We start from the raw sequence: 13,745 nt of genomic DNA, 5'->3' as shown, positions 1-13,745 counted from the left end.
CGGTCGGTAGATTGCCTTCGATTTTCTGGGTCATGTCAGGAACTCCTCTACAGGTCGTAGGGGATAACGGCACCCAGAAAAAAAACTTTATAGAAATTTTTTACCTGGAGACCACAACGGTTCCGCCCGCTTCAACGATGCCCTGCACTACCCGGCGCGAGGACGAATTTTCCACCGACACGCGCTCGTTTTCGCCGGCGTCGGACAGGGCGCGACCACTCATGCGCACCTCCAGCCCGCCATTGCGCGAGACCAGCGGCACGGTGTCGCCGCGCCGGACCAGCCGTTGCGTCACCAGATCGTTGGCCGACAGCAGCGAACCGGCCGGAAGGATGCGGCGGGCGGTCTTGCCCACGGCAGCGACCGGGTCGGCCAGCACCGCGCCGACGATGCGCGCGGCGTCACGCTTCTCGATACTGATATCGGCCAGCGAGATGGTTTCTCCAGCGCCGATGCCGCGCCGCAAGACCAGCACGTCCTGGTTGCGACGCACCTTCAATGGCACGAACAAGCGCCAGCCGGCAGGCTGCGGGCAGGCCACTTCCACCGTATTGGTGCCGGTGGGCTGCGCCTGCAGCGCGACCGGACACGCCGGCATGCGCAGGCCCGGATCGAGCGTGGCCTCGGCTTCGGCGTCCGGGCCAACGGTCGCCAGCGCCGCAGCACGGATGGAATCGACAGACTGATAGCTCTGGGCCCAGGCCGGAGCGGCAGCCAACAAGATGACAAGCAGGAGCAGGCGCATGGGACCGGATCCGGAAGAAGACGGGAGCTGTGATGCAAGGGGTGTGCCTGTTTTTGAATCGGGAAGCGGGAGGCGGGAAGCGGGAAGCGGTCGGGGGGACTCGGCCTGGGTCGGCCTTCGTTGCTGCTGTGCGATTTGCTTAGCGAACACCGTAAGGACGTCAGAGCACGGCCCTTCGCCTCGGGCTCGCTGCGGGAAGTCCTAATGCCTTTGCGATTTGCGATTTGCGATTCCCCATTCCCCATTCCCCATTCCCCATCCCCCATTCCCCATTCCCCATTCCCCATTCCCCATTCCCGACAGCGCCCCACGCCAACCGTAAAACCACTCAAGTTTTCCAAGGGCGCTGTCGATATCTGCCCCATGACCCACGATCTGCTCAACCGCATCGACCAGCGCACCCGACTGGCTGGCCACAATCGACTGGCCCTGCTGCTGTTCCGGCTGGGCGGACGCCAGCTTTTTGGCGTCAACGTCTTCAAGGTGCAGGAAGTGCTGCGCCGGCCGGAACTGTTCCAGGTGCCTGGCTTGCCGACCGAGTTCGCCGGCGTGGCCGACGTGCGCGGGCGCTCGGTGCCGGTGCTGGATCTGGGCCTGGCCATCGGCCACCCGGAACGCGACTCGCATTCGGAAAACGGTCCCGGCTATCTGGTCGTTGCCGAGTTCAACCGCTCGGTCCAGGGCTTCTTGGTCAGCGGAGTGGAGCGCATCGTCAATATCGCGGTGGAAGATATCCACCCGCCGCCGGAACTGGGCGCCGAAGCCACTTATTTGACGGCGGTGACGCGCTTCCAGGGCGAACTGATCCAGGTCATCGACGTGGAGAGCGTGCTGGCCGATATCGCCAAGGTCAGCAAGGACGTGCAACTGGATCCCTCGCTGCAGCTGGTGGCCTACGACCGCCAGTTCCAGGTGCTGGTGGTGGACGATTCGCGCGTGGCGCGCCAGCAGATCCGCAGCGTGCTCGACCAGTTGGGCGTTTCGGCGACCCTGCTGTCGGACGGCCGCCAGGCGCTGGACCACCTGCTGCAGGTGGCTGCCTCGGGCGAAAACCCGGCCGACCGCTACGCCATGGTGATCTCCGACATCGAGATGCCGGCAATGGACGGTTATACGCTGACGACGGAAATCCGGCGCACCCCGGGCCTGCAAGGCCTGTATGTGCTGTTGCACACCTCCTTGTCGGGCGTGTTCAACAACGCCATGGTCGAGCAGGTGGGCGCGAACGCCTTCGTGGCCAAGTACAGCGCCCATGAACTGGCCGACTATGTGCTGGCCCGCCTGAAAGTGGTCGCCGAAGCGGCCTGATCATACGTTCGGGCCGTGCAGTCGATGAGCCGCGGGCGGACATCTCCCGCGCCTGTTCCCCGCACAAGGGCGCCTGGTGGCGGAATTGCGGCGGCGTGAGCCCCCCTCGCTAGGTCCTGATTCCTGCCAGACAGTCTGGTCGGCCTGCAAATTGCCCAGCTAACACCTGCAGCTTCCTAGCGGGCGACCTACGTCGCGATCTCTGCCTGCCAAGCCCGTTTTTCCGCTGGTTCGGGTGCTCTCCCGGCGCGGCCCCTCCCCCACCTCGATTTGGCACAAACATTGCTTCCTCCCTGGCAACACTTCGCGGGAGAGCACCGTGTCCAGTCCCTTCTCTTCGTTCCTCGGCGTCCATGGCGACGCGTTGACGCTGCGCGAGCAGCGCATGAAGCTCATTGCCAGCAACCTGAGCAATGTGGACACGCCCGGCTACAAGGCCAAGGACCTGAACTTCGAGGCGGCGCTGAAGTCGGCGCAGGGCGAGCAGGATGGCGGTCTGCTGCAGACCACCGACGCCAAGCATTACGAAGTAGGCGGCGGCGCCGGGCTCAACCCCTTCCAGTTCACCCGCGAAGCCGATCAGCCCAGCCTTGACGGCAATACCGTCGATCCCGATGCCGAACGCGCCGCCTACGGCCGCGCCGCGCTGGAATACCGCGCGTCGCTGAGCTTCCTCGAATCCAAGGTGCGCTCGATGCTCACCGCGATCACGGGCCAATAAGTCATGAGCAATCTTCCCATCTTCGATGTGGCCGGCTCGGCCCTGCACGCGCAGTCGGTGCGCCTGAGCACCATCGCGTCCAACCTGGCCAATGCCGATTCGGTCGCAGGCTCGGCCGAGGCCACTTACAAGCCGATCGAGCCGATCTTCCAGGCCCAGCAAAGCCGCCAGGACCCCAGCCTGACCTCGGTGAACGTCAAAGAGATCACCACCACCAATGCGCCGCCGATCCGCCGCTACGAACCCGGCCACCCGCTGGCTGACGCCGAGGGCTATGTGTTCTCGCCCGACGTGGACCCGGTCTCGCAGATGGTCAACATGATTTCCGCCTCGCGCAATTACCAGGCAGGCGTGGAAATGCTCAATACCGCCAAGGAACTGGCGCTCGCGACCCTCACCATGGGTCGCTGACCCTTCCTAGCTGACCCTTACCAACGGAACACTCCGCATGAGCACGATCGGCAGCGATCTCTACAAAAGCCTTGGCCTGAGTACCAGCAGCACCGTCGCCAAGAAGGAGGATGCACTCGGCCAGGCCGACTTCCTCAAATTGATGACCGAACAGCTACAGCATCAAGACCCGCTCAAACCGATGGAAAACAGCGCGTTTCTCGGGCAATTGGCGCAGTTTTCCACCGTGCAGGGCATTGGCGACCTCAATACCAAGGTCAGCAACTTCTCCGACTCGATGAACAGCGACCAGGTGCTCAAGGGCGCAGCGCTGGTTGGCCACAACGTGCTGGTGCCCTCGGCGCAGGTCGCGATCGATGCCACCGGCTCGGCCAAGGGCGTGGTCGCCGCGACCTCGGCCGGTTTCGTCAATTTCGAAATCACCGACGCCAACGGCACCTTCGTCAAACAGATCAGCGTGCCGGCCAGCGCTGCCGGCGAGGTGTCGTTTGACTGGGATGGCACCGACGCAAACGGCAATCGCATGGCGGCCGGCAAGTACGGCGTGACTGCCACCCAGACCGACACCGCCGGCTCCAAAAGCAAGTTGTCTACCTATGTCCAGGCACCGGTGGACAGCGTCACGATCGGCTCGGACGGTTTGTATCTCAACCTGACCGGGCTAGGCACTTCCCCGCTCGCCAACGTGCTCCGCGTCAGCTGAGCCGGCAACCAACAATTAAAGGAACTCGTCCATGGGCTTCAATACCTCGTTGTCCGGCATCAACGCAGCCAATGCCGATCTGAACGTCACCTCCAACAACATCGCCAACGTCAACACGACCGGGTTCAAGGAATCGCGCGCCGAGTTTGCCGACATGTTCCAGAGCACCAGCTACGGCCTGTCGCGCAATGCGGTCGGTTCGGGCGTGCGCGTCAGCAACGTGGCCCAGCAGTTCTCGCAGGGCAATATCGACCCGACCGGACGCAGCCTGGACCTGGCGGTCTCCGGCGAAGGCTTCTTCACCGTCTCGTCCAACGGCGCCAAGATGTATACCCGCGCCGGCAATTTCCAGACCGATGCCAACGGCTATGTGGTCAACCCGCAGGGCGCACGCCTGCAGGTATTCGCACCCAACCCCAGCGGCAACGGTTTCGACGTGGGCCGCCTGTCGGACCTGCAGCTGCTGACCACCGACAGCCCGCCGAAATCCACCTCCACGGTCAACCTGGCCTTCACCCTGCCCGGCAATGCCACCGCGCCGACGGTGACCCCGTTCAATCCGGCCGACGACAAGACCTATAGCCACTCCACCGGCGGCATCAATGTCTACGACTCGCTGGGCGTCAGCCATGTGCAGACCTCCTACTTCGTCAAGACCGCCAACCCCAACGAGTGGCAGGTCTACAACTACGTGGACGGCGCTGCGGTCGGCGCCCCGACCACCCTGCAGTTCTCCGATACCGGCGCGCTGACCACCCCGGCCAACGGCATCATCGCGATGGACCCGTTCACCCCGAGCACCGGCGCAGGCGTGCTGAACATGCAGCTCAACGTCACTGGCTCCACCCAGTACGGCGAAGCCTTCGCCCTGCGCGACACGCGCCAGGACGGCTACGCCAGCGGCAAGCTCAACGAAATCAGCATCGACACCAGCGGCGTGGTGTTCGCACGCTATTCCAACGGCGCCGACAAACCGCTGGGCCAGGTCGCGCTGAGCAGCTTCGTCAACCCGCAGGGCCTGCAGTCGCAGGGCAACAACATGTGGGCCGAGAGCTACACCTCCGGTGCCGCCCGCACCGGCGCGCCGGACACCTCGGACCTGGGCCAGATCGAATCCGGCTCGCTGGAAGCCTCCACGGTGGACCTGACCGAGCAGCTGGTGAACATGATCGTGGCCCAGCGCAACTTCCAGGCCAACTCGCAGATGATCTCGACCCAGGACCAGGTCACTCAAACGATCATCAATATTCGTTAAAAGCCGGGCATGGGGAATGGGGAGTAGGGAATCGTAAGAGCCGGCGTCGCGCGTCACCGATCCCGGTCTTCCCCTACCCTCCCAGCCCCCGCAATCCCGCTTTTGCGATTCCCGATTCTCCATTCCCGATTCCCGGTGTTCCATGGATAAAGCCCTCTACGTCGCGATGACCGGTGCCCGCGCCTCCCTGCAGGCGCAAGGCACCGTCTCGCACAATCTCGCCAACGTCGATACGGTGGGATTCAAGGCCGCGCTGGCCAACACCGAGGCGTTCAAGATCCAGGGCAAGGGCTATCCGTCGCGGATCGATGCGCTGCATGTGGACCAGGGCTTCGATCGTAGCCAGGGCCATCAGAAGGTCACCGGCAACCCGTTGGACGTGTCGCTGCAGCAGGACCGCTGGTTGGCGGTGCAGTCGCCCGACGGCAGCGAGGCCTACACCCGCAACGGCGAATTGGCGCTTACCGCCAATGGCCAACTGGTTACCGCCAACGGGCATGCGGTGCTGGACGAAGGCGGCAACCCGATGACGATCCCGCCGCACCAGGCGATGGAGATCGGCAGCGACGGCAGTATTTCGATCATTCCGCAGGGCGAAGGCCCGCAGACCATGGCCATCGTCGGCAAGATGAAGGTGGTGGATGCGCCCGCCGACCGTTTGACGCGGCGCCCCGACGGGCTGATGCGCAACACCAGCACCGACCCGGCGCAGGCATTTGCGGTAGCCACCGGCAAGACCATCAACAGCGGCATGCTGGAAGGCAGCAATGTGGACGCGGCCGGCGCACTGGTGGAAATGATCCAGCTGCAACGGCAGTTCGAAATGCAGGTCAAGATCATCAAGAACGGCGACGACAACGCGCAATCGGCCAATTCGCTGCTGCGGGTGAGCGGCTAAGCGCAGCTCATGCGGGCTGCGCCTTCGTGCCAGCCAGCGCTGTTGGCAATCGAAAGCCAGCTTGGCAGGTTTTCTGCAGAGCGAATGATCTGGGCTTACGCTGCAGACGAGCTGATCTTCGCCCTCCCTGCAGGGCCCTTGCCCCCGCCCACCATCGCCAGACACGCGGCAAGTAGGTCCCTACAAGCTCAATGGCTGCATACAAGCCGCCAAGGGTCCCACGACGGTGGGCGGGCAAGGACCAGTCAAGTTGGTCGATGGGTCGAGCTTTCAACAAAGCAGTAGGCAAACCGTGCAACGCGGTGTCTTCGTTCTTCGGTAGAACCACCAGCCAACTGTCTGGTGCGGTGCCCTTGCTGCTTGCGGGACCGTTGGCGGCATGGATGCCGCCATCGCGCCCCCATGGATGGGTTCACGGTGTGTCCCGCAAACGGTGAGGGCACCGCGCCCTCGACAGACCCAGCTTTTGCCTCAAGCCCGGACCAAGCTCAAGCAAGACACGGCCAACAACGCACCCGCTTGCCGCCAAGCGCGCGTCCGCCCCTGATCGAGCGCTCAACCGGCAACAGATTTCAAAGCGGATCCATACCCAGCCCCACCGCTGCCGCTGACACCTGCTCCCAGCTGCCGCCCCTGCCCTACGCGCCCGCAGCAACCCCACTCCACGTGACCCACCGCACACCCGGCAGAAATTCGACGCGGGTTTGGCACGGCACGTGCATATACCCAGCCGTGCCCGGAACACATCCCCGGGTCTAACGAGGAATCGGGTCATGAATCAGGCTTTGTGGGTCGCCAAAACCGGACTGGATGCGCAGCAGACGCGCATGTCGGTCATTTCCAACAACCTGGCCAATACCAATACCACCGGCTTCAAGCGCGACCGTGCCGCGTTCGAAGACCTGTTGTACCAACAGGTGCGTGCGCCCGGCGGCTCGACCTCCGCGCAGACGCAGCTGCCGACCGGCCTGCAACTGGGTACCGGCGTGCGCGTGGTGTCCACGTTCAAGGGCTTCGACCAGGGCAGCCAGCAGCAGACCGGCCGCGCGCTGGACGTGATGGTCAACGGCCGCGGCTTCTTCGAAGTGCAGATGCCCGATGGCACCTCCGCCTATACCCGCGACGGCACCTTCCAGATCAATGCCCAGGGCGAACTGGTCACCAATAGCGGCTACCCGCTGCAGCCCGGCATCCAGGTGCCGGAAGGCGCGCAGTCGCTGACCATCGGCAACGACGGCACTATCAGCGTGACCCTCGCCGGCCAGGCCGCCGCGCAGGAAATCGGCGCACTGACGCTGACCGACTTCATCAACCCCTCGGGCCTGCAGGCCAAGGGCGAGAACCTGTTCGTCGAAACCACCGCTTCGGGCCCCGCGCAAAACGGCACCCCCGGCCTCAACGGCCTGGGTACCACCGTGCAGGGCGCACTGGAAGGCAGCAACGTCAATACGGTGGAAGAGCTGGTGAGCATGATCGAGACGCAGCGCGCCTACGAAATGAATGCCAAGGCCATCTCCACCACCGACTCGATGCTCGGTTACTTGAACAACAACGTCTGATCGGCTCGCCGCTCCTCGCACTCTCAGGAATCAACGCCATGTCACGCCTGCCTTCTCTCTCCCGTCCGTGCCTCGCCATTGCCTGCAGCGCGCTGCTGGGTGGCTGCGTGGCCGCCGGCGATGTACGTCCGTTCGCCGAAATGGCGCCGATCGTGCCGGTCGTGGCACCGGTGGCGCAGCCGACGGCCGGTGCGATCTACGCCGCCGGCCCCGGCCTGAACCTGTATGGCGATCGCCGTGCCCGCGATGTCGGCGATCTGCTGACGGTGAACCTGGTCGAAAGCACCACCGCCTCGTCCACCGCCAACACCAGCATCAGCAAGAAGGACGCCACCACCATGGCCGCGCCGACCTTGCTGGGCGCGCCGCTCACCGTCGGTGGCTTGAACGTGCTTGAGAACAGCACCAGCGGCGACCGCAGCTTTGCCGGCAAGGGCAACACCGCGCAGAGCAACCGCATGCAGGGCAGCGTCACCGTCACCGTGATGCAACGCCTGCCCAACGGCAACCTGGTGATCCAGGGGCAGAAGAACCTGCGCCTGACCCAGGGCGACGAACTGGTGCAGGTGCAAGGCATCGTGCGCGCCGCCGACATCGCCCCGGACAACACCGTGCCCTCCAGCAAGGTGGCCGACGCCCGCATCGCTTACGGCGGCCGCGGCGCAATCGCGCAGTCCAATGCGATGGGCTGGCTGAGCCGCTTCTTCAATTCCCGTCTGTCGCCCTACTGAGCCTGCGACCATGAACCTGTCTTCCCTGCCCTTCCGTCTGCTGGCTGCCGCCGTCGCGCTGTGCGCGATTGCCGCGCCGGCCAGCGCCGAGCGCATCAAGGATCTTGCCCAGGTCGGCGGCGTGCGCGGCAACGCGCTGGTCGGCTACGGCCTGGTGGTTGGCCTGGACGGCAGCGGCGACCGCACCAGCCAGGCGCCCTTTACCGTGCAGAGCCTGAAAAACCTGCTTGGCGAACTGGGCGTCAATGTTCCGGCGAACGTCAACCCGCAGCTGAAAAACGTCGCGGCCGTGGCCATCCATGCCGAATTGCCGCCGTTCGCCAAACCCGGCCAGCCGATCGACGTCACCGTCTCCTCGATCGCCAATGCCGTCTCGCTGCGCGGCGGCTCGCTGCTGATGGCGCCGCTGAAAGGCGCCGATGGCCAGGTGTATGCGATGGCCCAGGGCAACCTGGTGGTCGGCGGCTTCGGTGCGCAGGGCAAGGACGGCTCGCGCGTCTCGGTCAATGTGCCCAGCGTCGGTCGCATTCCCAACGGCGCCACCGTCGAACGTGCGTTGCCGGACGTGTTCGCCGGCACCGGCGAGATCACCCTCAACCTGCATCAGAACGATTTCACCACCGTCTCGCGCATGGTCGCGGCGATCGACAGCAGCTTCGGCGCCGGCACCGCGCGTGCGGTCGACGGCGTGACCGTGGCAGTGCGCTCGCCCACCGACCCGGGCGCGCGGATCGGCCTGTTGTCGCGACTGGAAAACGTCGAACTCTCCCCTGGCGATGCACCGGCCAAGGTGGTGGTCAATGCACGTACCGGCACCGTGGTCATCGGCCAGCTGGTGCGGGTGATGCCGGCCGCCATCGCGCATGGCTCGCTGACCGTCACCATCAGCGAAAACACCAACGTCAGCCAGCCAGGCGCCTTCAGTGGCGGCCGCACCGCGGTGACCCAGCAATCGACGATTACGGCCACCTCCGAAGGCAGCCGCATGTTCAAGTTCGAAGGCGGCACCACGCTCGATCAGATCGTACGTGCAGTCAACGAAGTGGGCGCCGCGCCCGGCGACCTGGTGGCCATCCTGGAAGCGCTCAAGCAAGCCGGTGCGCTCACCGCGGAGCTAGAGGTGATCTGACATGCGTATCGCAGCCTCGCCCATTGATCTCAACCCGAGCACCAAGGCCGATCCCGCAAAGATCGACAAGGTCTCCCGTCAGCTCGAAGGTCAGTTCGCGCAGATGCTGGTCAAGAGCATGCGCGATGCGAGCTCCGGCGACCCGATGTTTCCGGGCCAGAACCAGATGTTCCGCGAAATGTACGACCAGCAGATGGCCAAGGCGTTGACCGACGGCAAGGGGCTGGGTCTGTCGGCGATGATTTCCAAGCAGCTCAGTGGCGACACGAGCGGCCCGGCTTTGAACACCTCGTTGAACACCGCCGAAGCGGCCAAGGCGTACGCCCTGGTCGCCGGCAAGCGCGATGCCTCGTTGCCGCTGCCCGCCCGCGATGGTGCGGCCACCGGCACCACGACCAGCAGCGTGGCGAAGGCGGCCCTGGGCGCAGGCAACCTGAGCGGCATCGGCATGAGCCAGGTGCTGGATCTGATTGCCGGGCGTACCGGCGCTGGCGAAGCCGGCAGCGACGATGCTGCCGCGCTGAGCTGGCCGTCGGCCAACGATCGCTGGGCCGACGTGGCCGCCAGCGATGCGGCCGATGCCAATGCCGCGGTGAATGCGAGTGCCGCCAGCAGCGCCGCTGCCAGCCTGGGCGAGCGCACGCCGGAAGGCTTTGTCGCCAAGATCTGGACGCATGCGCAAAAAGCCGCGCGCGAACTGGGGGTGGACCCGCGCGCGCTGGTGGCACAGGCCGCATTGGAAACCGGCTGGGGCCGTCGCGGCATCGGCAACGGTGGCGACTCCAACAACCTGTTCGGCATCAAGGCCACCGGCTGGAGCGGCGACAAGGTCACCACCGGCACCCACGAATACGTCAACGGCGTCAAGACCACCGAAACCGCGGATTTCCGCGCCTATGGCTCGGCCGAGGAGAGCTTTGCCGACTACGTGCGGCTGCTGAAGAACAACAGCCGTTACCAGACCGCGCTGCAGGCCGGCACCGATATCAAGGGTTTTGCACGCGGCTTGCAACAAGCCGGGTACGCCACCGATCCGGGCTATGCGGCCAAGATCGCGGCGATCGCCAACGGCCCGACCATCGACCGTGCGGTGGCCGCCATCGGCAACGCGGCGGCCGATCTGTCCAACCGCTATGCCAGTACCGCCGAGCCGGCCGGACTCGGCACCATCCGTCGCTGAGGTAAACGCTCATGTCCATCATGTCCACCGGGACCAGCGCGCTCATCGCCTTCCAACGGGCGTTGTCGACCGTTAGCCATAACGTCGCCAACATCAATACCGAAGGCTATAGCCGCCAACGTGTGGAATTTGCAACGCGCACGCCCACCGACATGGGCTACGCGTTCGTGGGCAATGGCGCCAAGATCACCGATGTGGGCCGGGTGGCCGACCAGTTGGCCATCTCGCGCCTGCTCGACAGCGGCGGCGAACTCTCGCGCCTGCAGCAGCTGTCCTCGCTGTCCAACCGCGTCGACGCGCTGTACTCCAACACCGCCACCAACGTGGCCGGGCTGTGGTCGAATTTCTTCGATTCCACCAGCGCGGTGTCGTCCAACGCCTCTTCCACCGCCGAGCGCCAGAGCATGCTCGACAGCGGCAATTCGCTGGCGACGCGCTTCAAGCAGCTCAACGGGCAGATGGACAGCCTGAGCAACGAAGTCAACAGCGGATTGACCTCCTCGGTGGACGAAGTCAATCGCTTGACGCAGCAGATCGCCAAGCTCAACGGCACCATCGGCAGCAGTGCCCAGGCGGCAGCGCCGGACATGCTGGATCAGCGCGACGCGCTGGTGAGCAAGCTGGTCGGTTTTACCGGCGGTACCGCGGTAATCCAGGATGGCGGCTTCATGAACGTTTTCACCGCCGGCGGCCAACCGCTGGTGGTCGGTACCACCTCTTCCAAACTCACCACCGTTGCCGACCCCTATCAGCCGACCAAGCTGCAGGTGGCGATGCAGACCCAAGGCCAGAACGTCAGCCTCAGCGCCAGTTCGCTGGGCGGCCAGATCGGCGGTCTGCTGGAATTCCGCAGCAGCGTGCTCGAGCCGACCCAGGCCGAACTCGGCCGGCTGGCCGTGGGCATGGCCAGCACCTTCAATGCCGGCCACAGACAGGGCATGGACTTGTATGGCGCGATGGGCGGCAACTTCTTCAATATCGGTTCGCCCACCGTTGCCGCCAATCCGAGCAATGCCGGCAGCGCATCGCTGAGCGCCAGTTTCAGCAACGTCAGTGCCGTGGACGGCCAGAACGTCACCCTCAGCTTCGACGGCACCAACTGGAAGGCCATCAACGCCAGTACCGGCTCTGCCGTGCCGATGACCGGTACCGGCACCGCCGCCGACCCGTTGGTGCTCAATGGCGTCAGCATGGTGGTGGGCGGCACGCCGGCCAGCGGCGACAAGTTCCTGCTGCAGCCCACCGCCGGGCTGGCTGGCAGCCTGTCGGTCGCCATTACCGATCCCTCGCGCATCGCCGCGGCCACTCCGGTCAAGGCCACCGCCACGGTCGCCAACCTGGGCACCGGCAAGATCAGCGACGTCAAGGTCACCAATGCGCAGAACCCCGCGCTGCTGACCCCTTCGTCGATCGAGTTCATCGACGCCAACCAGTACACCATCGATGGCGCCGGCCCGTTCGCCTATACCGCCGGCCAGACCATCAGCGCCAATGGCTGGAGCTTCGCGCTGGACGGCGCACCCAAGGCCGGCGACACCTTCGGCGTCGGCCCGATGGGCGCCGGCTCCAGCGACAACGGCAATGCCAAATTGCTGGCCAACATCGACGATGCCAAGGCGCTCAGCGGTGGCACGGTGACCCTCAATGGCGCGCTCTCCGGCTTGACCACCTCGGTGGGTTCGGCCGCGCGTGCGGCCAGCTATTCGGCCGATGCGCAAAAGGTCATCAACGACCAGGCGCAGGCCAGCCGCGATTCGATTTCCGGCGTCAACCTCGATGAGGAAGCCGCCAACATGCTGAAACTGCAGCAGGCCTATCAGGCCGCCGCACAGATGATCTCTACCGCCGACACCATCTTCCAAGCCATCCTGGGTGCCGTACGCTGATGACCGACCGTATCTCCACCAGCATGATGTACAGCCAGTCGGTCGCCTCGATGGGCGCCAAGCAGTCGCGGCTGAACCAGCTCGAATCGCAGCTCTCCAGTGGGCAGCGCCTGGTCACCGCCAAGGACGACCCGGTGGCTGCAGGCACGGCGGTCGGCCTGGACCGCGCCCTGGCGGCGATCACGCGCTTCGGCGAAAACGCCAACAACGTGCAGAACCGGCTTGGGCTGCAGGAAAACGCGCTTTCGCAAGCCGGCGACAAAATGGCGCGCGTCACCGAATTGGCGGTGCAGGCCAGCAATTCTTCGCTCAGCCCCGACGATCGCAAGGCGATCGCCTCGGAACTGACGGCGCTGCGCGAGAGCATGGTGAGCCTGGCCAACAGCACCGACGGCACCGGGCGCTACCTGTTCGGCGGCACCGCCGATGGCAGTGCGCCTTTCATCAAGAGCAATGGCAGAGTCACCTACAACGGCGACCAGACCCAGAAGCAGGTCGAAGTGGCGCCGGACACCTTCGTCAGCGACACCCTGCCCGGCAGCGAAATCTTCATGCGCATCCGCACCGGCGACGGCACCGTGGATGCGCACGCCAACGCCGCCAACACGGGGACCGGCTTGCTGCTGGATTTCAGCCGCGATGCCAGCACCGGCAGCTGGAACGGCGGAAGTTACAGCGTGCAGTTCACAGCCGCCGACACCTATGAAGTGCGCGACAGCACCAATACGGTGGTCGGCACCGGCACGTACAAAGAGGGCGAAGACATCAACGCCGCCGGCGTGCGCATGCGCATCAGCGGCGCACCGGCGGTGGGCGACAGTTTCCAGATTGGCGCCTCCGGTACCAAGGATGTGTTCTCCACCATCGACGACCTGGTCGGCGCGCTCAATTCCGACACGCTGACCGCGCCGCAGAAGGCAGCGATGATCAACACGCTGCAGTCGTCGATGCGCGACATCACGCAGGCGTCCTCGAAGATGATCGATGCGCGCGCCTCCGGCGGCGCTCAGTTGTCGGCCATCGACAATGCCAACTCATTGCTCGAATCCAACGAAGTCACCCTCAAGACCAGCCTGTCGTCGATCCGCGACCTGGATTACGCCTCGGCGATCGGGCAGTACCAACTCGAGAAGGCCTCGTTGCAGGCCGCTCAAACGATTTTTCAGCAGATGCAGTCGTCGTCGTTGTTCAACATCATCCGCTGATTTTGCCGCAGAAA

13 protein-coding genes are annotated in these 13,745 nt (G+C 64.9%); 12 read left to right on the top strand and 1 reads right to left on the bottom strand.

All coding sequences use genetic code 11. The features are described 5' to 3' along the window. Positions 1-100: 100 nt before the first annotated feature. Positions 101-745, bottom strand: a complete 645-nt coding sequence (flgA, locus tag EO156_RS22265) for a flagellar basal body P-ring formation chaperone FlgA (protein ID WP_016848732.1) — start codon at positions 743-745, stop codon at positions 101-103. Positions 746-1,108: 363 nt separating this feature from the next. Between flgA and EO156_RS22260 the strand changes: the two genes are divergently transcribed. The 12 genes from EO156_RS22260 (at position 1,109) to flgL (ending at position 13,731) form a co-directional block, all read left to right on the top strand. After that, positions 1,109-2,053 carry a chemotaxis protein CheV gene (locus EO156_RS22260; RefSeq protein WP_003482947.1) on the top strand — a complete coding sequence of 315 codons (945 nt, stop codon included), beginning with the start codon at positions 1,109-1,111 and terminating at the stop codon, positions 2,051-2,053. A 319-nt stretch (positions 2,054-2,372) separates the two neighbouring features. Then, a complete protein-coding gene (flgB, locus tag EO156_RS22255) occupies positions 2,373-2,774 on the top strand; it encodes a flagellar basal body rod protein FlgB (protein ID WP_003482950.1) in 402 nt (133 codons plus the stop codon). A gap of 3 nt (positions 2,775-2,777) precedes the next feature. Next, on the top strand, positions 2,778-3,185 hold the full coding sequence (gene flgC / locus EO156_RS22250) for a flagellar basal body rod protein FlgC (protein ID WP_003482953.1): 408 nt from the start codon (positions 2,778-2,780) through the stop codon (positions 3,183-3,185). Positions 3,186-3,222: 37 nt separating this feature from the next. Then, the gene (locus EO156_RS22245; RefSeq protein ID WP_003482955.1) at positions 3,223-3,888 is read left to right on the top strand and encodes a flagellar hook capping FlgD N-terminal domain-containing protein; all 666 of its coding nucleotides are present in this window, start codon (positions 3,223-3,225) and stop codon (positions 3,886-3,888) included. Positions 3,889-3,919: 31 nt separating this feature from the next. Beyond that, complete coding sequence (gene flgE / locus EO156_RS22240; RefSeq protein WP_003482957.1) at positions 3,920-5,143, top strand: flagellar hook protein FlgE; 1,224 nt, start codon at positions 3,920-3,922, stop codon at positions 5,141-5,143. A 142-nt stretch (positions 5,144-5,285) separates the two neighbouring features. Then, positions 5,286-6,041, top strand: coding sequence for a flagellar basal-body rod protein FlgF (gene flgF / locus EO156_RS22235; RefSeq protein WP_005921307.1), 756 nt, complete (start codon positions 5,286-5,288; stop codon positions 6,039-6,041). Between the two features lie 773 nt (positions 6,042-6,814). Then, complete coding sequence (gene flgG, locus EO156_RS22225) at positions 6,815-7,600, top strand: flagellar basal-body rod protein FlgG (RefSeq protein ID WP_003482961.1); 786 nt, start codon at positions 6,815-6,817, stop codon at positions 7,598-7,600. A gap of 38 nt (positions 7,601-7,638) precedes the next feature. After that, on the top strand, positions 7,639-8,331 hold the full coding sequence (flgH, locus tag EO156_RS22220) for a flagellar basal body L-ring protein FlgH (RefSeq protein WP_003482963.1): 693 nt from the start codon (positions 7,639-7,641) through the stop codon (positions 8,329-8,331). 10 nt (positions 8,332-8,341) lie between these two features. Continuing rightward, on the top strand, positions 8,342-9,460 hold the full coding sequence (locus EO156_RS22215; protein ID WP_005921309.1) for a flagellar basal body P-ring protein FlgI: 1,119 nt from the start codon (positions 8,342-8,344) through the stop codon (positions 9,458-9,460). 1 nt (position 9,461) lies between these two features. Then, on the top strand, positions 9,462-10,640 hold the full coding sequence (gene flgJ, locus EO156_RS22210; protein ID WP_016848730.1) for a flagellar assembly peptidoglycan hydrolase FlgJ: 1,179 nt from the start codon (positions 9,462-9,464) through the stop codon (positions 10,638-10,640). A gap of 11 nt (positions 10,641-10,651) precedes the next feature. Continuing rightward, a complete protein-coding gene (flgK, locus tag EO156_RS22205) occupies positions 10,652-12,526 on the top strand; it encodes a flagellar hook-associated protein FlgK (protein ID WP_016848729.1) in 1,875 nt (624 codons plus the stop codon). Further along, complete coding sequence (gene flgL, locus EO156_RS22200; protein WP_016848728.1) at positions 12,526-13,731, top strand: flagellar hook-associated protein FlgL; 1,206 nt, start codon at positions 12,526-12,528, stop codon at positions 13,729-13,731. The genes flgK and flgL overlap by 1 nt, the downstream gene beginning before the upstream one ends. The last annotated feature ends 14 nt before the right edge of the window (positions 13,732-13,745 follow it).

This window comes from Xanthomonas sp. DAR33341, from assembly GCF_003992815.1.
Classification (GTDB): domain Bacteria; phylum Pseudomonadota; class Gammaproteobacteria; order Xanthomonadales; family Xanthomonadaceae; genus Xanthomonas; species Xanthomonas cissicola.
This window is presented reverse-complemented; position numbering and strand designations above follow the sequence as displayed.